Source organism: Streptomyces sp. NPDC004667 (assembly GCF_040609475.1).
GTDB lineage: Bacteria > Actinomycetota > Actinomycetes > Streptomycetales > Streptomycetaceae > Streptomyces.
Map to the genome: position 1 here is coordinate 71,050 of NZ_JBEXKC010000005.1, position 21,223 is coordinate 92,272.

The 21,223-nt window shown below is 73.4% G+C and carries 21 protein-coding genes; 10 read left to right on the forward strand and 11 right to left on the reverse strand.

Annotated elements, in window-relative coordinates:
- Positions 1-3 precede the first annotated feature (3 nt).
- The 5 genes from ABZW32_RS04505 to ABZW32_RS04525 all read left to right on the forward strand — a co-directional run bounded on the left by ABZW32_RS04505 (position 4) and on the right by ABZW32_RS04525 (position 4,808).
- Positions 4-1,086 (forward strand): CE1758 family FMN-dependent luciferase-like monooxygenase, encoded by a 1,083-nt coding sequence (locus ABZW32_RS04505; RefSeq protein WP_356211041.1) that lies wholly within the window; start codon positions 4-6, stop codon positions 1,084-1,086.
- A gap of 44 nt (positions 1,087-1,130) precedes the next feature.
- Entirely contained in the window at positions 1,131-1,544 is a 414-nt protein-coding gene (locus ABZW32_RS04510) for a DUF3151 domain-containing protein (protein WP_266840050.1), read from the forward strand.
- A 126-nt stretch (positions 1,545-1,670) separates the two neighbouring features.
- On the forward strand, positions 1,671-2,519 hold the full coding sequence (locus ABZW32_RS04515) for a tryptophan 2,3-dioxygenase family protein (protein ID WP_356211044.1): 849 nt from the start codon (positions 1,671-1,673) through the stop codon (positions 2,517-2,519).
- Between the two features lie 10 nt (positions 2,520-2,529).
- The gene (gene kynU, locus ABZW32_RS04520) at positions 2,530-3,747 is read left to right on the forward strand and encodes a kynureninase (protein ID WP_356211263.1); all 1,218 of its coding nucleotides are present in this window, start codon (positions 2,530-2,532) and stop codon (positions 3,745-3,747) included.
- A 185-nt stretch (positions 3,748-3,932) separates the two neighbouring features.
- The gene (locus ABZW32_RS04525; protein WP_356211047.1) at positions 3,933-4,808 is read left to right on the forward strand and encodes an alpha/beta hydrolase; all 876 of its coding nucleotides are present in this window, start codon (positions 3,933-3,935) and stop codon (positions 4,806-4,808) included.
- 55 nt (positions 4,809-4,863) lie between these two features.
- Here the strand turns inward: ABZW32_RS04525 and ABZW32_RS04530 are convergent, their stop codons facing one another.
- On the reverse strand, positions 4,864-5,388 hold the full coding sequence (locus tag ABZW32_RS04530) for a carboxymuconolactone decarboxylase family protein (RefSeq protein WP_356211050.1): 525 nt from the start codon (positions 5,386-5,388) through the stop codon (positions 4,864-4,866).
- Positions 5,389-5,690: 302 nt separating this feature from the next.
- Between ABZW32_RS04530 and ABZW32_RS04535 the strand changes: the two genes are divergently transcribed.
- Positions 5,691-6,176: a hypothetical protein gene (locus ABZW32_RS04535; RefSeq protein ID WP_356211053.1), complete on the forward strand. Its 486-nt coding sequence runs from the start codon at positions 5,691-5,693 to the stop codon at positions 6,174-6,176.
- Between the two features lie 130 nt (positions 6,177-6,306).
- Here ABZW32_RS04535 and ABZW32_RS04540 read toward each other — a convergent pair whose 3' ends face one another.
- The gene (locus ABZW32_RS04540) at positions 6,307-7,590 is read right to left on the reverse strand and encodes an adenylosuccinate synthase (RefSeq protein ID WP_030228647.1); all 1,284 of its coding nucleotides are present in this window, start codon (positions 7,588-7,590) and stop codon (positions 6,307-6,309) included.
- A gap of 163 nt (positions 7,591-7,753) precedes the next feature.
- Between ABZW32_RS04540 and ABZW32_RS04545 the strand changes: the two genes are divergently transcribed.
- Positions 7,754-8,566 (forward strand): diacylglycerol kinase, encoded by an 813-nt coding sequence (locus tag ABZW32_RS04545; protein ID WP_356211056.1) that lies wholly within the window; start codon positions 7,754-7,756, stop codon positions 8,564-8,566.
- A gap of 459 nt (positions 8,567-9,025) precedes the next feature.
- Here the strand turns inward: ABZW32_RS04545 and ABZW32_RS04550 are convergent, their stop codons facing one another.
- Positions 9,026-9,505 (reverse strand): MarR family transcriptional regulator, encoded by a 480-nt coding sequence (locus ABZW32_RS04550; protein ID WP_051840640.1) that lies wholly within the window; start codon positions 9,503-9,505, stop codon positions 9,026-9,028.
- Positions 9,506-9,580: 75 nt separating this feature from the next.
- Here ABZW32_RS04550 and ABZW32_RS04555 point away from each other — a divergent pair, with 75 nt between their 5' ends.
- Both ABZW32_RS04555 and ABZW32_RS04560 read left to right on the forward strand, forming a co-directional pair.
- Positions 9,581-10,483, forward strand: coding sequence for an ABC transporter ATP-binding protein (locus ABZW32_RS04555; RefSeq protein WP_356211059.1), 903 nt, complete (start codon positions 9,581-9,583; stop codon positions 10,481-10,483).
- A complete protein-coding gene (locus tag ABZW32_RS04560) occupies positions 10,480-12,054 on the forward strand; it encodes an ABC transporter permease (protein WP_356211061.1) in 1,575 nt (524 codons plus the stop codon). Before ABZW32_RS04555 ends, ABZW32_RS04560 begins: the two co-directional genes overlap by 4 nt.
- Before the next feature lie 64 nt (positions 12,055-12,118).
- Here ABZW32_RS04560 and ABZW32_RS04565 read toward each other — a convergent pair whose 3' ends face one another.
- The 7 genes from ABZW32_RS04565 to ABZW32_RS04595 all read right to left on the reverse strand — a co-directional run bounded on the left by ABZW32_RS04565 (position 12,119) and on the right by ABZW32_RS04595 (position 19,807).
- A complete protein-coding gene (locus tag ABZW32_RS04565; protein WP_356211063.1) occupies positions 12,119-13,336 on the reverse strand; it encodes a cytochrome P450 in 1,218 nt (405 codons plus the stop codon).
- Positions 13,337-13,555: 219 nt separating this feature from the next.
- Entirely contained in the window at positions 13,556-14,215 is a 660-nt protein-coding gene (locus tag ABZW32_RS04570; protein ID WP_356211066.1) for a response regulator transcription factor, read from the reverse strand.
- On the reverse strand, positions 14,212-15,540 hold the full coding sequence (locus tag ABZW32_RS04575; protein ID WP_356211069.1) for a histidine kinase: 1,329 nt from the start codon (positions 15,538-15,540) through the stop codon (positions 14,212-14,214). Before ABZW32_RS04575 ends, ABZW32_RS04570 begins: the two co-directional genes overlap by 4 nt.
- An 87-nt stretch (positions 15,541-15,627) precedes the next feature.
- Positions 15,628-16,299, reverse strand: coding sequence for a response regulator transcription factor (locus tag ABZW32_RS04580; protein ID WP_356211072.1), 672 nt, complete (start codon positions 16,297-16,299; stop codon positions 15,628-15,630).
- The gene (locus ABZW32_RS04585) at positions 16,296-17,597 is read right to left on the reverse strand and encodes a histidine kinase (protein WP_356211075.1); all 1,302 of its coding nucleotides are present in this window, start codon (positions 17,595-17,597) and stop codon (positions 16,296-16,298) included. Before ABZW32_RS04585 ends, ABZW32_RS04580 begins: the two co-directional genes overlap by 4 nt.
- Positions 17,598-17,607: 10 nt before the next feature.
- Positions 17,608-18,816: an acyltransferase gene (locus ABZW32_RS04590; protein WP_356211078.1), complete on the reverse strand. Its 1,209-nt coding sequence runs from the start codon at positions 18,814-18,816 to the stop codon at positions 17,608-17,610.
- Positions 18,809-19,807 carry an alpha/beta hydrolase gene (locus tag ABZW32_RS04595; RefSeq protein ID WP_356211081.1) on the reverse strand — a complete coding sequence of 333 codons (999 nt, stop codon included), beginning with the start codon at positions 19,805-19,807 and terminating at the stop codon, positions 18,809-18,811. The genes ABZW32_RS04590 and ABZW32_RS04595 overlap by 8 nt, the downstream gene beginning before the upstream one ends.
- A gap of 258 nt (positions 19,808-20,065) precedes the next feature.
- On the opposite strand from ABZW32_RS04595, the gene ABZW32_RS04600 reads away from it, so the two are divergent.
- A complete protein-coding gene (locus tag ABZW32_RS04600; protein ID WP_356211084.1) occupies positions 20,066-20,545 on the forward strand; it encodes a diadenosine tetraphosphate hydrolase in 480 nt (159 codons plus the stop codon).
- A gap of 44 nt (positions 20,546-20,589) precedes the next feature.
- Here ABZW32_RS04600 and ABZW32_RS04605 read toward each other — a convergent pair whose 3' ends face one another.
- Entirely contained in the window at positions 20,590-21,219 is a 630-nt protein-coding gene (locus ABZW32_RS04605) for a LysE family translocator (RefSeq protein WP_356211086.1), read from the reverse strand.
- Positions 21,220-21,223 lie beyond the last annotated feature (4 nt).

Sequence of the window (21,223 nt, forward strand, 5' to 3'; positions counted from 1 at the left end):
AGGGTGCAGTTCGGGATCTTCTCGATCGGGGAGGTGGCCCCCGACCCGCTGAGCGGCCGGACACCGACCGAGTACGAGCGGATCAAGGCCATGACCACCCTCGCCGTCCGGGCGGAGGAGGCCGGCCTCGACGTGTTCGCCGTCGGCGAGCACCACAACCCGCCCTACGTCTGCTCCGCGCCGCCGACCCTGCTCGCCCACGTCGCCGCCCGTACCCGGCGGCTCCTCCTGTCCACCGCCACCACCCTCGTCACCACCAACGACCCCGTGCGCGTCGCGGAGGAGTTCGCGCTGCTCCAGCACCTGGCCGACGGCCGCGTGGACCTGATGACCGGCCGCGGCGACACCCCGGACGTCTACCCCTGGTTCGGCCAGGACCTGCGCCGGGGCCACGAGCTGGCCCGGGAGAACTACGCCCTGCTGCACCGGCTCTGGCGCGAGGAGCAGGTCGACTGGCGGGGCCGCTCCCGCGCCCGCCTCGACGGCTTCACCTCCACGCCCCGCCCGCTGGACGGCGTACCGCCCTTCGTGTGGCACGCGGCGCTGCGCTCGCCGGAGACCGCCGAGCGGGCCGCGTACTACGGCGACGGCTTCTTCGCCGACAACCTCCACGGGCCCGTCGAGCACCACGCCCGGCTCGTGGACCTGTACCGGACCCGGTACGCCGAGCACGGCCACGGCACGGCCGAGCAGGCCGTCGTCGGGATCGGCGGGCAGGTCTTCGTGCGCCCCCGCTCGCAGGACGCGGTGCGCGAGTTCCGCCCGTACTTCGACCGGTCCCCGGCCTACGGGGGCCGGTACTCCCTGGAGGAGTGCGCGGCCCGGACCCCGCTGGTCGTGGGCAGCCCCGACGAGGCCGTCGAGAAGATCCTCGGCTTCCGGGAGGCCTACGGGGACTACCAGCGCCAGCTCTTCGCCGTGGACCACGGGGGGTTGCCGCTGAAGACCGCCCTGGAGCAGGTCGACCTGCTGGGGGAGCGGATCGTCCCGGTGCTGCGCCGCGAACTGGCCGTGGGCCGCGCCCCGGCCGCCCCGCCGGGGCCCCGGCACCCGGCGACCCGGCCCCGGGCGGGCGCCCTGCGGTGAACACCCGGCCCCCGGGCGGGCGGCCCATCGGACACACTGAGGCCATGTCGATTCACCAGAACCTGCTCGGGGGCCCCGCCCCCACCCACCTGCCCGACGAGCCCGCGCCCCGCGAGGCCCTCGCCGCCGGGACCGACCCGGCCGAGGTCGCCGCCGCGCACCCGACCTCCTCCCTCGCCTGGGCCGCCCTCGCGGACCGCGCCTTCGAGGCCGGCCACACGGTCGAGTCGTACGCGTACGCCCGCACCGGCTACCACCGGGGCCTGGACGCGCTGCGCCGGGCCGGCTGGAAGGGCCACGGACCGGTGCCGTGGGAGCACGAGCCGAACCGCGGCTTCCTGCGCGCCCTGCACGCCCTGGCCCGCGCCGCCGGGGCCATCGGCGAGAAGGAGGAGTACGAGCGCTGCTCCACCTTCCTGCGCGACTCCTCGGCCACGGCCGCGGACACGCTCGTATAACTGCCGGCGTTCGCCCTAGAGGGCTTCCGGATCCCCTGCTTATGATGCGAGGCAGGGGACCGGGGCTCCACTTACCTCACGGAAGGAGCGGACCGCTACCCGGAAGCACGTGTCGAGGAGACAGAAATGTCGCACGCCCTTGATGCCTCCGGAGCCGGTTCGGACACCCCGAACCTCGACTTCGCCGGCACCACCCCGTACGAGGACTACGTCCAGGCGGACGTCCTCACCCACCTCCAGCACCTCCGCTCGGACGACCCCGGCGAGATGGTCTTCCTGGTCACGACCCAGGTCATGGAGCTGTGGTTCACGGTCATCGTCCACGAGTGGGAGACGGCGGCCCGCGCCCTGCGCGAGGACCGCGTTCCCGTCGCGATGGACGCGCTGAAACGATCCCTCCGCGAGCTGGAGGCCCTGAACGCCTCCTGGCGGCCCCTCGCGCAGCTCACCCCCTCGCAGTTCAACGCCTACCGCTCGGCGCTGGGCGAGGGTTCCGGTTTCCAGTCGGCGATGTACCGCCGGATGGAGTTCCTGCTGGGCGAGAAGTCGGCGTCCATGCTGGTCCCGCACCGGGGCGCGCCGCGCGTCCACGGGGAGCTGGAGAAGGCCCTCCAGGAGCCCAGCCTCTACGACGAGACCCTGCGCCTGCTGGCCCGCCGCGGCCTGCCCGTCCCCCAGTCGGTCCTGACGCGCGACCTCGCGCTGCGCTACGAGCCCTCGGCGGAGGTCGAGGCGGTCTGGACGGCCCTGTACGCCGAGCCCGACGGCGGCCACGCCGACCTGCACCGGCTGGGCGAGGTCCTCACGGACGTCGCGGAACTCGTCTGGCGCTGGCGCAACGACCACCTGGTGGCGACCCGCCGCGCGATGGGGGCGAAGACGGGCACGGGTGGCTCCGCCGGGGTGACCTGGCTGGAGAAGCGCGCCACCAAGAACGTCTTCCCCGAGCTCTGGACGGCCCGCAGCCATGTCTGACACCGACGCCATGTCCGACACCGACACCGACACCGACGCCACGACCGACCTGGCGGAGCGCGCTGCGCGGCTCGACGCCCTGGACGGCCTCGCCAAGCTCCGTGAGCGCTTCACCCTCCCCGACGGGGTCGTCTACCTCGACGGGAACTCCCTCGGCGCGCTTCCGGCCGCCGTCCCCGACGCGCTGGCGGACGTCGTCCGCCGCCAGTGGGGCGAGCTCCTCATCCGGTCCTGGGACGAGAGCGGCTGGTGGACCGCCCCCGAGCGGATCGGCGACCTCATCGCCCCGCTCGTCGGCGCGGCCCCCGGGCAGGTGACGGTCGGCGACTCCACCAGCGTCAACCTCTTCAAGGCCCTGGTCGGCGCCGCCCGGATGGCCGTACCCGGCCGGACGAAGCTGCTGGTCGACGCGACCACGTTCCCGACGGACGGCTACATCGCCGCCTCCGCCGCCCGGCTGACCGGCCTGGAACTCGTTCCCGTCGACCCCGCCGACGCGCCGCGCGCGATCGACGGCGACACCGCCGTGGTGCTGCTCAACCACGTCGACTACCGCAGCGGCCGGCTCCACGACCTGCCCGGCCTCACCGAGGCCGCGCACGCCGAGGGCGCCCTGATCGTCTGGGACCTGTGCCACAGCGCGGGCGCCCTGCCGGTCGGCCTCGACGCGCACGGCGTCGACTTCGCGGTGGGCTGCACGTACAAGTACCTCAACGGCGGGCCCGGCTCCCCGGCGTACGTGTACGTGGCCGCCCGCCACCAGGGTGCCTTCGACTCCCCGCTCCCCGGCTGGAACAGCCACGCCGAGCCGTTCGCGATGACCCCGGGCTACGAGCCGGCCGAGGGCGCGGCCCGGGCGCGCGTCGGGACGCCGGACATCCTGTCCATGCTGGCGCTGGAGTCGGCCCTCGGGGTGTGGGAGGGCGTGGCGGTCGAGGACGTCCGCGCCAAGTCCCTCGCGCTGACGGACTTCTTCCTGGAGTGCGTGGCCCGGTACGTCCCGGCGGGGAAGGTCGAGGTGGTCACCCCGGCCGGGCACGCCGAGCGCGGCAGCCAGGTCTCGCTGCGGACCGAGGGGGCCCGCGAGGTGATGGCCGAGCTCATCTCCCGCGGGGTCGTCGGGGACTTCCGGGCGCCCGATGTCCTGCGCTTCGGGTTCACCCCGCTCTACGTCGGTTTCGCCGACGCGGAGCGCGCCGCGCGCACGCTGGGTCACGTTTTCGGGTGACGCCCTAGCGAAACGTCACTTCGACGGGTGTGGCGAACGAGCGGGCGGGGCTGCGGCCCCGCCCGCTCCGCTTGTGCCCGGTGCGGCCACGAGGCGGCCCGTTCCGGCCTGATACGGTCCCGCTCTGGCGAAACACCGGAACATCTGTCCCCGCTGTCCCACGCGTTTACCGAGAGGTTGAGCCGATGACGGACCCCGCAGTCGAACGGGACGCCGCCGAGGCCGCCTCGGCCTTCTCCCATCCGCCGGTCGAGCCCGACGCGAGCGCCGCGTACGGGGAACACCCCGACCAGGTCATCGACTTCTACGCCCCCCGCGGGGGCGCCGGGGGTCCCGCCCCGCTGGTCGTGGTCCTGCACGGCGGAGCCTGGCGGGCCCCGTACGACCGGCAACACGTCACCCCCTTCGCCGAGTTCCTGGCCCGCAGGGGTTTCGCCGTCGCCAACGTCGAGTACCGGCGCGGGAGTTCCCTGCCGCACCAGGGCTCCGGCGGGCCGGTGGCGGGGCGCTGGCCGGAGACCTTCGACGACGTCGCCGCCGCCATGGACGCGCTGCCGGGGCTGGCGGCGCGGGCGCTGCCCGTCGCGGACCTGCACCGGGTGGTGGTGACGGGCCATTCGGCGGGCGGCCACCTCGCGCTGTGGGCGGCGGCCCGGCACGTCCTGCCGGCCGGCTCCCCGTGGCGACTGCCCTCCGCGCCGGCGCTGCGCGGTGTGGTGGCGCTGGCCCCCATCGCTGACTTCGCGGTGGCGGAGGAACTGGGGGTGTGCGGGGGCGCGTCCGCGCAGCTGCTGGGCGGCCCGGAACACTGGGACGCCCGCCTCCCGTACGCCGACCCGGTGGCCCTGCTCCCGACCGGCATCGCCACCGCGGTGGTGCACGGGCGCCAGGACATCGTGGTCCCGCACGCGGTGGCGGAGTCGTACGTCGCCGCCGCGGGCGAGGCGGGCGAGCTGGTCGGCCTGACCCTGCTGGACGACGTCGGCCACTTCCCCCTGATCGACCCGGCGGCCGACGCCTGCGCGGTGGTCTGCGAGGAGCTCGCCCAACTGGCCTGGTAGGGCCCCGCGGCAAAGGCGGGAAGGACCGGGACGCCGGCGTACCCGCCCGTGGACCTCAGTCCCACTGCCGGTCGGCGAGGGAGGTGACCGGGGCCGGCTTGCCGATCAGTGCCAGGGCGATGAAGAAGTTGATCTGGCCGATCGCGATGGTGAGGGTGGCCAGGGCCTTCTCGTCGAAGTGCTTCGCCGCCTCGGCGTACAGCTCGTCGCCGACGCGCTCCCTGCCCTGCGGGGCGGGCTGGAGGACCGCTTCCACCAGGGCGAGGGCGGCTCGCTCGGCCGGGGTGAAGTACGGGGCGTCCTGCCAGGAGGAGACGGCCGTGATCCGCTCCTCGGTCTCGCCCGCCTTGCGCAGGAACCCGGTGTTCAGGATGGTCAGGTACGTGTTGTGGACGATCTGCGCGGCCCGCAGGTGGACCAGGCCGATCGTGGTGCGCGGCACCGAGCGGTTGCCGGTGGCCCGGAAGAGGGCGGCGCTGACCTCGCTCAGCTCGGGGACGAGCCTGCCGGGGTCGGCCATCCGGGAGAGGGGGGCGGCGGCGCCGGTGTCCGCGTTCGTGTCCGTGTTCGTGTTCGTCATGGTGTCTCTCCTGCGGCAGGGGCCGATGCTCGCTGCGTCGGCTTCACCCCATTGACCGAGGGGACGGCGGGAATGTGACAGGTCCTGGAAAAAACTTTTCGGGGCGACACGTGCCGCCGCCCGGGGGACGATGGGGGGACGGAAACGACGGACACCCCCGGCGGTCCGGCCCTCGCCGGGCCGGTGTACCGGGCGGCCCCGCCGGGGCCGGCCCCGTGCGCGTGCGCCGCGCACCGCGATGCCCTCCCGGACCTCGGCGCGCCCCGAGCCCTTCCCCCTTCTCCCCCGTGGGAGGCAGCACCATGAACCGACGTACGCGCCTGATCCTGCTCGCCCCCGTGATGGCGGGCTCCCTCGCCCTCGGCCCCGCCGCCCTCGCCATGGCCTCGGCGCCCTCGGCCGTCCCCGCCGCCACGTGTTCCCTGTCGGGCGTCCTGCCGGACGGCACGGTGAGCATCTCCGGGGGCGGGTTCCAGCCGGGGCCCGCCTTCCTGGAGTCGTCCACGGGCGTCGGCGCCGGCTTCAGCATGAACGCGGACGGCACCTTCAACATCGCCAAGGCGAAGGACGGCCAGTACTCGGTCCGGCAGGGTTCGACGGTCACCAAGTGCAGCGGCGGTGGCGGCGGCACGACGGCGCCGATGGGCACCACCTTCAAGGCCGGTGTCGTGGCCGGCTGGGACGCGGTCAAGGCCGACTGCAAGGCGACGGCCCCGCCCTCGGCCAACCAGCAGTTCAGCGAGGGCTGGAACAAGGGCGCCGCGGTGGCGAAGGAGGCCTTCTGCTGACCCGGGACCCGCGCGCGGGCAGGCCCCGCACGACCGAGCGGGCGCGCGGGCAGGCCCCGCACGACCGAGCGGGGCAGCCGGCGGTCGGGCCGGCTGCCCCGCTCGGGGGTGGTGCGGGTGCTGCGCGTTCCTAGAGGAACGAGTTGATCTCGATCGTCTCGGTGCGGCCGGGGCCGACGCCGATCGCGGAGATCGGGGCGCCCGACATCTCCTCCAGGGCCTTCACGTACGCCTGGGCGTTCTTCGGGAGGTCGGAGAAGGTCTTGGCCTTGGTGATGTCCTCGGACCAGCCCGGGAGGGTTTCGTAGATCGGCTTCGCGTGGTGGAAGTCGGTCTGCGAGTACGGGAGCTCCTCGACGCGCTTGCCGTCGATCTCGTACGCGACGCAGACCGGGATCTCCTCCCAGCCGGTCAGCACGTCGAGCTTGGTGAGGAAGAAGTCCGTCAGGCCGTTGACGCGGGTCGCGTAGCGGGCGATCGGGGCGTCGAACCAGCCGCAGCGGCGGTCACGGCCGGTGGTCACACCGCGCTCGCCACCGATGCGGCGCAGGGCCTCGCCGTCCTCGTCGAACAGCTCCGTCGGGAACGGGCCGGCGCCGACGCGGGTCGTGTAGGCCTTGAGGATGCCGATGACGCGGCTGATCTTCGTCGGGCCCACGCCGGTGCCGGTGCAGGCGCCGCCGGCGGTCGGGTTCGAGGAGGTGACGAAGGGGTACGTGCCGTGGTCGACGTCGAGCAGGGTGCCCTGGCCGCCCTCGAAGAGCACGACCTTGTCCTCGTCCAGCGCGTTGTTGAGGATCAGGGTGGTGTCGGCGACGTAGCCCTTGATCTGGTCCGCGTACTGGAGCATCTCCTCCACGATCGCGCCGGCCTCGATGGCGCGGCGGTTGTAGAGCTTCGCGAGGAGCTGGTTCTTGCCCTCCAGCGCCGCTTCGACCTTCTGCGTGAGGATCGACTCGTCGTAGAGGTCCTGGACGCGGATGCCGACGCGGTTGATCTTGTCCGCGTAGGTCGGGCCGATGCCGCGGCCGGTCGTACCGATCTTGCGCTTGCCGAGGAAGCGCTCGCCGACCTTGTCGAGGGTGACGTTGTACGGCGTGATCAGGTGCGCGTTACCGCTGATCAGCAGCTTCGAGGTGTCGATGCCGCGCTCGTTCAGGCCGCGCAGCTCGGAGAGCAGGACGGCGGGGTCGACGACGACACCGTTGCCGATGACCGGGGTGCATCCGGGGGAGAGGATGCCGGAAGGGAGAAGGTGCAGCGCGTACTTCTGGTCGCCTACGACGACCGTGTGGCCGGCGTTGTTGCCACCCTGGTAGCGCACTACATAGTCAACGGATCCACCGAGCAGGTCGGTGGCCTTTCCCTTGCCCTCGTCACCCCACTGAGCTCCGAGCAGCACAAGAGCGGGCACAGGCGTACACCTCTTCCGGATGGGGCATGTCCAAGGTCAGGGGGCGTACGACGATGTACACCGCAGGCTGAGCCGTCGGACCGGTACCCCGGAATAGACGAAGGCCCTGGCGCAATAGCGCAAGGGCCTCTTGCACAAAGATGCTACCCGAGGAAGGACCGAGGTGTCGGCTCCAGAGCCCACCATGAGCCATGCGGGCGCGCCGGTCGGCGGCCTGCTCGTGCTCGTCGACCCGGTCGCCCGCCGTCTTGACGGCGAGTCCGTGCGAATCGCGAAGGATGTGTTGTCAGCGGGGGCGGCGGCGAAAATCTGTCTCCCCGATTCGCAGGAGGAATTTGCGCGGGCCCTCGCCCGCCGGGGTCATCGGCGGCCGGTCATCGTGGGCGACGACCGGGCGCTGGTCCGGGCCGTGGGGCTGTTGCACCGCGAACGGGGGCCGGTGGACCGGGCGCTCTCGCTGGTTGCGGTGGGGCCCGCGGGGTCGCTGGGGCTGGCCCGCTCGCTCGGCGTGCCGCTGTCGGCGGTGCTCGGGGCGCGGGCGGCGCTGGACGGGGTCCCGCGGCCGCGGGACCTGCTGGTCGACGACAGCGACGGGGTGGTGCTGGGCGGACTGCGGATCGCCGGCCCGCCGGCTGCGCGGCGCGGCGGCGCGTACCGCTCGCTGCTGCGGACCCTGCTGACCGGCCCGGCGGCGGCGCCGCACCGGCTGAGGGTGGAGGTCCAGGTGGACGGGGTGGTGCTCGCGGACGTGGACCAGCCCGTGGAGGACGTGGCGGTGCGGACGGGCGAGCGGGGCGGGCCGGCCGAGGTCGTCGTCCGGCTCGCGGGGGCCGCGCCGCTGACGGGGCGGGCCGAGGCGGTGACGGTGTCCGGGGCGGACTTCCGTTACCGCGCCGACCACGTCCTGACCGGCCCGGTCCGCCGCCGCACCTGGACCCGCCACCCGGCGGCCTGGGCCCTCACGCTGCCGCGCTGAGCCGGGCCCGCGCCGGGCCGGGCCCGCGGGCCGAGCCGGGCACGTGCCGGGGCCGGGCCCTCGGGCTGAGCCGGGCCCTCGGGCTGAGCCGGGCCCTCGGGCCGGGCTGGCTACCGGGGTGCCGGGCGTCCGGGGCGGGGGCCGGGCGCTGCCCGGTGCCCGCCCCGGAGGGGTTCCGTCAGCGGCCCGCCAGGTCGTTCGCGGCGGCTTCGATCAGGTCCGTCACCGGGCCCGGCCGGGAGGCCGGCGAGGCGTGCGGGGCGTCGAGCTCGATCGTCTTGCCGGGGTGACCGCGTCCCGGAACGCCGCCGGGGGCAGCTCCTGGCTGATCCCGCCGGGGCCCTCGCCCGCGTGGGGTGCGAACGCCGCGACGTAGAAGACCAGCCCGGCCACGTCCGGCAGGGTTCGGGGGTCCGTCGCCCTGCCCCCGCCAGGCAGACCCCCGGGCCCCCACCGCGGCTACGGCAGGTCGAGCGTGGCGCGGTGGGCGCGCCAGCGGTCCATCATCCCGAGCATCTCGCCCTGCAGGAACTCGAAGAACGCCGCCGTCTCCGCGATCCGCGCGCCCGCCGGGGAGCCCTCTCCGAGGCCGGCCGCGCCCTCGCGCAGGGTCTTCTCCCACAGGGTCAGGACCTGGTCCCGGCGGGTGAAGGTCTCGTACCAGAGCTCGTTGTGCAGGACGTACCGGTCGCGGCGGGAGCCCGGTTCGCGCTCCCGGCTGACCATGTTGACCTGCGTCAGGTAGGCGACGGCGCCCGATACCGCCGCCGGACTGATCTGGAGCGCCTCGCCCAGTTCCGCGGAGGTCATCGATCCCCCGTCGCTCGCGAGCAGCCGCGCGAAGACCCGGGAGGCCATGCGCTGCATGCCCGCCTCCGTCAGCTGCGCGGCGAACCGCTCCACGAAGCGGGATACCGCTTCCTCGTCCCGTACGTCCATTTCATCCGCCACCCTTCAGACTTTACGCGATTCCCGAGCTTCACAATTTTGTGAAAGTAGCGTACGTTCAGAAACATGACGAAGGCAATCAGCGTCGCCGGGCTCCACAAGGCGTTCGGCCGCACCCACGCACTGGACGGACTCGACCTCGACGTCACCGCGGGCGAGGTCCACGGGTTCCTCGGCCCCAACGGCGCCGGGAAGTCCACCACCATCCGGGTCCTGCTCGGCCTGCTGCGCGCCGATGCCGGGACCGTCAGCCTCCTCGGCGGCGACCCGTGGGCCGACGCGGTGGCGCTCCACCGCCGCATCGCCTACGTCCCCGGTGACGTCACCCTGTGGCGCAACCTCTCCGGAGGCGAGGTCATCGACCTCTACGGCCGGCTCCGCGGCGGCCTCGACCGGGCGCGCCGCACCGAGCTGCTGGAGCGCTTCGAACTCGACCCGACCAAGAAGGGCCGCACCTACTCCAAGGGCAACCGCCAGAAGGTCGCCCTGGTCGCCGCCTTCGCCTCGGACGTCGAGCTGCTGATCCTCGACGAACCCACCTCCGGCCTCGACCCGCTGATGGAGGAGGTCTTCCAGAGCTGCGTCGCCGAGGCCCGTGCCGCCGGCCGCACCATCCTCCTCAGCAGCCACATCCTGAGCGAGGTCGAGACCCTCTGCGACCGCGTCAGCATCATCCGCGCCGGCCGCACCGTGGAGACCGGCACCCTCGCCGAACTGCGCCACCTCACCCGTACGTCGATCACGGCCGAACTCGCCGGACCGCCGAACGGCATCGCGCACCTGCCCGGCGTGTACGACGTCGACGTGCGCGGCCTGAAGGTCAGCTTCCAGGCCGACACCGACAAGCTGGACGCCGTGCTGCGCTCGCTCACCGCCTCGGGCGTGCGGTCGCTGACCTCGACCCCGCCCACCCTCGAAGAGCTCTTCCTCCGCCACTACACGACCGCTGACGAGGCGAACGCACGATGAAACGACAACTGGCGGGCACCGGCGCGCTGCTCCGGCTGGCCCTGCGCCGCGACCGCGTGATGATGCCGGTGTGGGTGCTCGTCACCGGCCTGTTGGTGGTGAGCATGCCCGGTTCACTCGAAAAGGTGTACGGCACCGCCGCCGAACGCGCCGGGCTCGCCTCCTCGATGAACGCCAACGGCTCCATGCGCGCCCTGTACGGGCCCGTCTTCGCCGACTCCCTCGGCGCGCTGACCTCCTGGCGCATGGGCGTCTACGGCGCCGTCCTCGCCGCCGTGATGAGCCTGATCATCGTCATCCGGCACACCCGCGAGGAAGAGGAGACGGGCCGCCAGGAAATGCTGTCCGCCGCCATGGTGGGCCGCCGGGCCCCGCTGACCGCGGCGCTGCTCGCCGCCCTCGTCGCCAACGCGTGCGTCGTCCTGCTCGTCGCGGGCGGACTCGCGGGGCAGGGCGGGCCCGGCGCCCTCGTGCTCGGCCTGGCCATCGGCGGCGCCGGTCTGCTGTTCGCGGGGATCGCGGCCATCGCCGCCCAGCTCACCGAGAGCGCCCGCGCCGCCAAGGGGCTCACCTCCGCCGTCCTCGGCGCCGCCTTCGTACTGAAGGCCGCCGGCGACGCCGGTACGCCGGACGGCGCCTCCGTCCTGACCTGGATCTCCCCGCTCGGCTGGGTGGAGAACGCCCGCGCCTTCGCCGCCGAACGCTGGTGGGTGCTCCTCCTGCTCGTCGCCGCAGCGGCGCTCACGACCGGTGCCGCGTACCTGCTCTCGGGCCGCCGCGACCTGGGCATGAGCTTCCTGCCCGCCCGGCCCGGACCGGCCGAGGGCCGGCTCGGCACGGCCGGGGCCCTTGCCTGGCGGCTCCAGCGCGGCAGCCTCATCGGCTGGGGCGCGGCCTTCCTCGTCGCCGGGCTCGTCTTCGGCGGCATGGCGGACGGCGCCGCCGACGTGGTCGGCGGCAACGAGAAGACCCGTCAGATCATCGAGCGGATGGGCGGCCAGAGCGGGCTCACCGACGCCTTCCTCGCCGCGATGGCCGGACTGCTCGGCATGATCGCCGCGCTCTACGTGGTCTCCTCCGTGCTGCGTCTGAGCGGTGAGGAGAGCGCGCAGCGCGCCGAACCGCTGCTCTCCAACGCCGTCGGGCGACTGCGCTGGGCCGGCGGTCACCTCGCCGTCGCGTTCGGCGGCTCGGCCGTGATCCTGCTGCTGGCCGGGCTCGGACTGGGCATCGGGCACGGCCGGGACGTCGGTGCGGCGGTGGGCGCCTGCCTCGTGCAGCTCCCGGCGGTGTGGCTGCTCGGCGCCCTGGCGGCGCTGCTGCACGGCGCGCTCCCGAAGTACGCGGTCGCGGGCTGGGCCGTCGCCGGAGTCGCGCTGGCCCTCGGCTGGATCGGCCCGGCGCTCGACCTCCCCCAGTCGGTCATGAACGTCTCGCCCTTCACCCACCTGCCCAAGCTCCCCGGCCCGGAGGCCCTCGACTGGGCCCCGCTGCTGACCCTGACCGTCCTCGCGGGGGCGCTGGTCGCGGCAGGGCTGGGCGCGCTGCGGCGCCGGGACCTGACGGCGTAGCCGCGGGCGCAGACCGCGAGGGGGCCCGGGCCCCGGCCGCCAGGCCGGACCCGGGCCCCCTTCGTCAGCACTCCACGATCAGTTCGCGCAGGCCCCGGATGACGTAGCCCTCCCCCCACTGCGGCTCCCTGACCAGGCGCAGGGGTGGGAGCGCCGGGTCGAGGAGGGCGCCGAAGGAGGCCGCGAGCTCCAGCCGGGCCAGGGGCGCCCCCAGGCAGTAGTGGATCCCGGCGCCGAAGGTCAGGTGCGGGTTGTCGGCGCGCGAGAGGTCCAGCGCGTCCGGGTTCTCGAAGCGTGCCGGATCCCGGTTGGCAGAACCGAACAACAGTGCGACTTCGGAGCCGCGAGGGATCGGGGTGTCCCCGATCAGGATGTCGTCGAGCACCCAGCGCTCGAACATCTGGAGAGGCGTGTCGAAGCGCATGAGTTCATCCACAGCTGTGGACAACTTTTCGGGATCCGCCGCTCCCGGGTCCGCGCGCAGCCGCGCGAGCTGCTCGGGATTGCGGAACAGGGCCCACCAGCCGTTGACCGTCGCGTTGACGGTCGCCTCGTGTCCGGCGTTCAGCAGGAGGACACAGGTGGAGATCATCTCCTGCTCGCTGAGCCGGCCCTCCTCATCGTGGGCGGCGATCAGGCCGGAGATCAAATCCGAGCCGGGCCGCTTGCGCCGCTCTCCGATCAACTCCCGCAGGTACGCGCTGAACTCCACGCTCGCGGTCACCGCGCGCCGGGCCGTCTCCGGGTCCGGCCGGAGCTCGAACATCCCGCAGATGTCCGCCGACCAGGGCCGCAACAGCCCCCGGTCCGCCTCCGGGACACCCAGCAGCTCCGCGATCACCGCCACCGGCAGCGGCTCGGCGACGGCGGTCAGCAGGTCCCCGCCCCCCGCCCGGCGCAGCCCGTCCGCCAACTCCCGGGCCAGCCGCTCCACCGCGGGAGCGAGCCGCTCCACGGTGCGCGGGGTGAACGCCTTCGCCACCAGCCGCCGCACGCGCGCGTGAGCGGGATCCTCCAGGTCCAACAGGCCGTTCCCGTTGAGCACGTGGAAGGGCTCGTGCTCCGGCGGCGGCGCCTCCCGGCCGAACTCCTCGTGGCTGAACCGGTGCAGGTAGGTCCGCCCCAGCCGCCGGTCCCGCAACAGGGCGCTCACATCGGCGTAGTGCGGAACCAGCCACTGCCCGGTCGCCTGCGACCACACGGCCCGCCCCTGCTCCCGCAGCTCCCGGTAGGCGGGGTACGGATCGGCGACGAACTCGGCATCCCACGGATCAAAGCCCATCCCCGCAGACTAGCCCCGCCCCACCGGGAACCCCCGGACCCGCCCCGGAACCCCACCCCCTCCCGACAAGCCCCCCGACACCCCCCCCCACGGAACCCGGCCCGAACGTGACCCGGCCCGTCCCGGCCCGGACGAAACCCGGCCCGTCCCTGTCCCCGTCCCCGGCCCGGACCCGGCCCGAACGCGGCCCGTCCCCGGCCCGGACGGCCCGGACGGGGCCTAAGACGGCGTCACCAGCCGGGTCTCGTAGGCGAACACCGCCGCCTGCGTCCGGTCCCGCAGGCCCAGCTTCACCAGGATCCGGCTCACGTGCGTCTTGATCGTGGACTCCGCGACCAGCAGCCGGTCCGCTATCTCCCCGTTGGACAGGCCCTGCGCGATCAGCACCAGCACCTCCGTCTCCCGCTCCGTCAGCTCCGGCACCCCCGCCGGGTCGGCGGCCCGCGGGGCCTGCGCCAGCTTCGAGAACTCCACGATCAGCCGCTTCGTCACCGAAGGGGCCAGCAGCGCCTCACCGGACGCCACCACCCTTACCCCTTCCGCCAGCTGACGGGCCGACGCGTCCTTCAACAGGAACCCCGAAGCCCCCGCCCGCAGCGCCTGGTACACGTACTCGTCGAGGTCGAAGGTCGTCAGGACCAGCACCTTCGCGTCCGCGTCGGCCGCCACGATCTTCCGTGTCGCCTCCAGGCCGTTCATCTCAGGCATCCGGATGTCCATCAACACCACGTCGGGCCGCAGGGCCGCCACCTGCGCGATGGCCTGCCGGCCGTCGACGGCCTCGCCGACGACCTCGATGCCCTCCATCGCGTTCAGCAGGACGGAGAAGCCCTCGCGGACCATCATCTGGTCGTCGACGATCAGCACCCTGATCGTCATACCGGGTCCTCCTCCGACTGCGGTCGGCTGCGCACCGGTATGAACACCGCCACCTCGTACCCGCCCGAAGGGTTCTCCCCGGCCGTCATCTCCCCTTCCAGCATGGCCACCCGCTCCCGCATCCCGGTGATCCCGTGCCCGGCCCCCGGCGAAGGCGGCACGTCCCCGACGGCCGGGCCGTTGACGACCCTTATCCCCACGCCACCCAGCACGTACGACACCTCGACCTCCGCCGACGATCCCGGCGCGTGCCGCAGGCTGTTGCTCAGGGCCTCCTGGATGATCCGGTACGCCGACAGCTCCACTCCCTGCGGCAGCTCGCGCACCGCACCCGTGACGGTCTTCTCCACGCGCAGCCCGGCCTCCCGCACATTGGCGAGCAGCCCGTCCAGCGCGGCCAGCGTCGGCTGCGGGGCATCGGGCGCCTCGTAGTCCGCGGACCGCACCACCCCCAGTACCCGGCGCAGCTCCGTCAGGGCCGCCACCGCGTTCTCCCGGATGGTGACGAACGCCGCCTCCAGCTCCGGCGGCGGATTCTTCACCCGGTACGGAGCCGCCTCCGCCTGGATCGCCACCACCGACATGTGGTGAGCGACCACGTCGTGCAGCTCCCGCGCGATGGTCGTCCGCTCCTCCAGCAACGTCCGCCGGTCCCGCTCGAACGCCGTCACCTCCAGCACCGCCGTGACCTCCTGCCGGGCCTCCCGGCGGGTGTTGCGCACCGTCACCAGCAGCAGCGCCACCGCCGAGGCGAAGGCCATCGGCGCGATGCTGCCCGCGCGATCCGCGCCGAACAGGATCTGCACGGTCGTCCCGAAGAGCACGGTGACGACCCACATCCAGCCGGCCACCCGGGGCCTGGAACGCAGCCCGACGAAGACCATCACGGCGAGGTAGCCGACGAAGGTGCCCGGGGACCAGGGCCAGGTGAAGATCCGGTCCTGCAACACCGAGAGCACGACCGTGGCCGCCAGCGCCGCCCAGAAGGCCCCCAGGGGCCGCACCAGGGTCATCAGCACCGGCGCCGCGGCCACCAGCCCCGCCAGGGTGAGCGGGGTCGGCGCCATGCCGTGCATCCCGCTGGTGCTCGCCAGCAGGACCACGAAGAACGCCGTCACCACCACTGCCGCGTGTGGCAGATAGGCGGCCCGGTACCGTATCCGCTCCGGCAGGCGGCGGACGATCGGCCCGTCCGTCCGCATCGGGGCGAGTGGCCGGTAGGCGAAGGCATCCGTGAGCATGTCGTCACGCAGGCTCTGCATCAGGCCCGAAGCCAGCCTCAGTTCGGGCGGTCGGGGAGCGGCCCCGGTGGTCGTCTGGGTCATGCTCAAACCGTAGGCCGCCTCCCCACTGGTCCGCGTCGGCGCAGAAGGGGATTTCCGGGGGTCCCCCGCAAGTACTACGCGGCATCCTCAGTAGCCCGCAGGACGGACCAGACCCGTCTCGTACGCGAATACCGCGGCCTGCGTCCGGTCGCGCAGACCCAGCTTCACGAGGATCCGGCTCACATGGGTCTTCACCGTCTGCTCGGCCACGGTCAGATGCCCGGCGATCTCCGCGTTGGACAGCCCCTGGGCGATCAGCGACAGCACCTCCGTCTCCCGTTCCGTCAGCTCGTCGATCCGGGCCCGGGACGGCGCCCGCGGGGCCCCCATCCGGGAGAACTCGGTGATCAGCCGCTTCGTGATGTTCGGCGACAGGAGGGCCTCGCCGGCGGCCACCACCCGCACCGCCTCGGCGAGCTGGTCCGCCGAGGCGTCCTTCAGCAGGAAGCCGGAGGCGCCCGCGCGCAGCGCCTCGTACACGTACTCGTCGAGGTCGAAGGTGGTCAGCACCAGCACCTTCACCCTCGACTCCGGCACACCGGTGATGATCGAGGTGGCCTCGATGCCGCCCATGCCGGGCATGCGGATGTCCATCAGCACTACGTCCGGACCGAGTTCGGCGACCTTCGCCACCGCGTCGGCGCCGTCCACGGCCTGCCCGACCACCTCTATGTCGGGCTGCGCGTTCAGGAGGACGGTGAAGCCCTGCCGGACCATCATCTGGTCGTCGGCGATCATCACCTTGATCGGAGTGCTCATGCGTCCTTCTTCGTCTCGGAGGAGCCGCCCGGCGGGTCCATGGGGAGGACCGCGCTCACCTCGTACCCGCCACCGGGACGCGGCCCGGCGGCCAGCTCGCCCCCCAGCATGCCCGCCCGCTCCCGCATGCCGAGCAGCCCGTGCCCGGCACCCACGGACGGCGGGGCGGCCCGGGAGGGCGCCGAGTTCGCGACGCACAGGTGCAGTTCGCGCGGCCCGTAGGCGACACCGACCTCGACCCGCGAACCCGGCGCGTGCCGAAGGCAGTTGCTCAGCGCCTCCTGGACGATCCGGTACGCGGTCAGCTCGACCCCCGGCGCCAGGGGCCGCCGTATCCCCGCCACCTCGGTGATGACGTCCAGCCCGGCCCCCCGCACGTTGTCCACGAGGCCGTCCAGCTCCGCGAGGGTGGGCTGCGGATGCTGCGGCGCGGCAGGATCACCGGGCTGCTCGGACCGCAGCACCCCCAGGACCCTGCGCAGTTCCGTCAGAGCCTCCAGGGCGTTCTCCCGGATCCCGGCGAGGTTCTCCTTCAGTTCCTCCGACGGGTTCTCCACCAGGTGCGGGGCGACCTGGGCCTGGATGGAGATCACCGACATGTGGTGGGCCACCACGTCGTGCAGCTCACGGGCGATCCGGCTGCGCTCCTCCAGCAGGGTCCGCCGGGCCCGTTCCTCCTCGGTCAGGGTCTCCTGGACGACGAGCTGCCCCCGGGCGAGCCGCACCGCGCGCAGTGAATACCCCAGGAGCCCCACGATGCCGAAGACCAGGCTGGACGTGAAGAAACTGGTGGAGCTGTGATCCGGTTTGAAGAGCAGCTCGGCCGCCGCCGAGAGGCCGACGGGGACGGTGACGACCGCTACGGTGGCCCGCGGCGGCACGCGCAGGGCGGCCAGCAGGATCAGCGGTGCCAGGGCGAAGAACCCGGCGGGCATCCACGGCCAGGACTGGCCCTGCCCCACGTTGGAATGGATCGTCCAGGCGATCAGGCCGGCCGCGAGCAGGCCCAGCCACCAGGCGACGATCGGACGCGACAGCGCCACCGCGATGGGCACCCCGGACATGAGGGCCAGCACCAGCGAGGGCCCGCCGGTGACCTGGTAGTGCGACAGCTGCTCGTTGGTGAGGAAGCAGAAGAGCACGGCCAGGTAGAGCACCACCGCGTGCGGCAGCCGGGCCAGCCACCGGGGCCTGGACATCCGGGGGAGCGGATCCCGGCGCAGGGTCAACAGCTCACTGACCACACGGCCCTTGGCGAGGAGGGCGGTGTCCGCCCGGGATGCGCGTTGTTCGGTCACGCGGATCACCCTAAACACGGCCGGCCTCCTCGAACCGGGCCGCCCGAGACACCGGCACCCGCGGTGCCGCGGAGATCACGGCCATGCGCGTGGTGCGGGCGGCCCGAGGCTGCTCGTGGACCCGGAAGGCTGACCAGCAGACGGTCAGGGCGGCCGCGAACACCGGCAGCCACAGCAGCCGCGCGAAGATCCAGCCGACCGAGCCGGGCGTGGTGTGGAGTCCGGGCAGATCGGTGGAGAACAGCAGCCCGACGGCGGTCACGCACATCATCGAGGTCTGGTGCCACAGGAAGACGGTCATCGCGGACAGGTTCAGCAGGGCCACCTTCGCCCAGGTGCGGGGCCGCCTCATGACCCGGGCAAGCGGTCCGCGCGCCAGCAGAGCCAGCCCGCACTGGGCCAGGCCGAAGGCGACGGCGGCCAGCGTCGGCGGGTTCAGGTTGGACACGGCGGCCCCCGGGACCCCCACCATGGAGGCCGGGTACCCGCCCCAGACAATCAGCGCGGCGGTGGCGACCCCGCCGCCGACCAGCAGGAACAGGGACTGCCGGCGCCGGGAGAAGGCCCCCCGGGACCAGGCCGCCCCCAGGGTGTAGGGGACGAGCCAGCCGGCCGCGACATTGACCCAGCCGATCCACTCCGGCCCGCCGAAGCCGAACCGCCACGCGTCCACCCCGGCCACCACGGCCAGTGGCCACAGCGGACTGATCCGTGCGACGAGCGGGGTCGCCGCGGTGAGCGCGGCGAACACCAGCAGGAACCACAGGGGCGACCACACCAGCTTGAGCAGCGTCCGCACGGTCTCCGGCGCGGCGCCGCCCAGCAGCAGCCCGCCCGCCACGACCGCCCACAGCGTCAGCACCGCGGCCACCGGCCGGAACAGCCGCCCGAGGCGCTGTCGGACCCAGGCGCCGTACGAGACTCCGCGCGCCTTCGCCGAGGCATGGCCCTGGGCGGCGACATGACCGCCGACCAGGAAGAACACGGCCAGGGTCTGGAACACCCAGGACACCGGGGCCAGCCAGGGCATGACGGCCAGCGGGCTCGCCCCGTGCAGGCTGCCGTCGGTGACGGTCAGGGCGGTGACCAGCCAGTGGCCCAGTACCACCCCGAGGATCGCGAAGGCCCGCAGGGCGTCCACGGACCGGTCCCGGTGGGCCGGAGTCGCGCTGTCGACGCGGTCCGCGAGGGCGGACCAGCGGGTGCGGAGCTCACGCATGCGAGGCCTCCTGGCGGGTGGGGGAGGCGACGGACCCGGTGATTCCACCGGGGCCGGCGGCCGGGCCGACGACGATGCGGGCCAGGCTGTCCAGGGACTCCGTGCCGGGCTTGAGGTAGTCGCTGTGTCCGGCGGTGCCCGCCGCGAAGAGGCGGGCACCGAAGGCAAGATCCACCGGGTCGGTACCGAAGCCGAGACCGACGAAGCGGACGTGGGGAACCCCGCTGATCCAGTCCCCGCTGCCCCGTCCGGCCCACACCCGCGCCCCGGTCGGCATCCGGTCGGCGGACCGCAGCCCCGTGCCGGGGCTCCCGTACAGCACGACATCGCTCACACGGGGTCCGGTCTCGGTCCGGGCGCAGACCACCGAGCCGTACGAGTGGCACAGCAGGGAGATCCGGGCGTCGACGCCGGCCATCTCCCCCAACCGGGCCAGGAACGGCCCCAGCTCGGCGGCCGCCTCCTCGGCGCGGGCGGCCGTCAGGACCGTGGTGCTGACCGTTCCCGGGGTGTCGTACCCGAGCCACGCGACCACCGCGGAGCGGGGATGCTCCCGCTGGAGCCGCTCCTGGAGGGAGCGCGCACCGTCACGGAAGCGCTGGTAGGTGTCCAGCGTCGTGTCCGAGCCGGGCACCAGGACGGCGATCCGGTCGGCGGTGCCCAGATCGCCCAGCACCTCTATGGCACGCCCCTGCCCCCGGCCGTCGAAGGTCAGGAACTGCGCCCCGCCCTCCTGCCCCGGCGCGGCGGCCGCCATCGTCCGCAGCTTCTCGGCGCGGCCGGTCCGCCCCGCGTCCCGAGCCATGCGCGAGGCCTCGCCGATCGCGGCGAGGTTCGCCGCGTAGCGGCTCTGTACCGTCGCGGACGGGGCGAAGGACGCCGGGACGGGCGCGGGAACCTTCGGCGAGGCCGCCGCGGACACGGGGACCACGACGGCCGCGGCGACGAGGCCGGCCAGCAGAGTGCGGCGGATGCGGCTGCCCATGGTCATGGCGTGCCCTTCTTCCCTGACTTCGTCGGAAGAGCGGGCAATCACCCGCTCTCCCAACGAAGTTAGGAATCAGCACCCTTGGTCGGCGTCACGCTCCGGAGCGGCCTTTCCTCGTAGCTCTCAGGTATGACAGGCACTACCTCAGAGCCAACCGGACGCCCCGGCCACCCACCGGGAGCCGACAGGGAGTCGGCAGGGAGCCGACCCCTGGCCCCGACCCCAAGGGCCGCTCACCACCGCTGCGTTAGGGTCCGTGACATGAACGAGAACGACTGGAGGCGCGACCGCATAGGCAGCGCGCACCGGGGCGAGAACCCCACCGTCCTGCGCCGCCTCGACTCGGGGTTCGCGGCCATCGGGGACCGGCAGTTCCTGCCCGGCTACTCGGTCCTGCTGACCGACGACCCGGCCGTGACCCGCCTCTCCGAGCTGCCCCGGCCCCGCCGCATCGCCTACCTCACTGACCTGGAGCGCCTCGCCGAGGCCGTGGAGCGCGCCTGCGCCCGCCTCGACCCGGCCTTCCGCCGCGTGAACATCGAGATCCTGGGCAACACCGACCCCTACCTCCACGCCCACATCTGGCCCCGCTACGACTGGGAGCCCGCCGACCTCGTCGGGATGCCGGTCTGGCTCTACGAGGACGAGGAGTGCTGGCGCGGCGAGCGCCACGCCCTGGCGCCCCGGCACGACGGGCTGCGCGCCGCCATCGCGGGGGAGCTGGAGACCCTCCTCGGGTAGCAGCCCGTCCAGCCCTCGGCCCCTCCGGCCCTCCCTCCCCGGAGCTACGCCGCCGAGGTCGCCACGCGCACCCCGAAGCCGATCAGCACGACCCCCGTCGCCCGGTCCATCGTCCGGCGGACGCGCGGGCGCGTGAAGAACCGCCGGGCGTGCGACAGGACGTAGACGTACGTGCTCAGCCAGAGCAGGGTCAGCAGCACGTGGACCAGGACGAGGAGCGCCATCCCCACCGCCGGGCGCAGGCCGTGCGGCGCGAGGGTGGGCAGCAGCCCGGTGTAGAACACGGCGATCTTCGGATTGAGGGCGTTGCTGACCAGGCCGGTCCGCCAGGCGCTCCCGCTCCCGCCGCCGGCACCGCTCGCGGCCCCGTCGGGGCCGCCCTCCGGGCTGCCCCCCGGGCGGCGCAGGGACTGGATGCCGAGGAAGCACAGGTACGCCGCGCCCGCGAGCTTGACCACCAGGTAGACCTCGGCCGAGGCGGCGAGCAGCGCGGCGAGACCGGCCACGGTCAGGGCGCCCCAGAGCAGCAGCCCGGCGGCGATCCCGCCGACGGTGCGCAGCCCGTCGGCCCGCCCCCGTGAGACGGCCCGCCGGGTGACGATGGCCATGTCGGGGCCGGGGACGAGGGTGAGCAGGGCCAAGACGCCGGTAGCCGCGGCGAGTTGCGTGAGCACACGG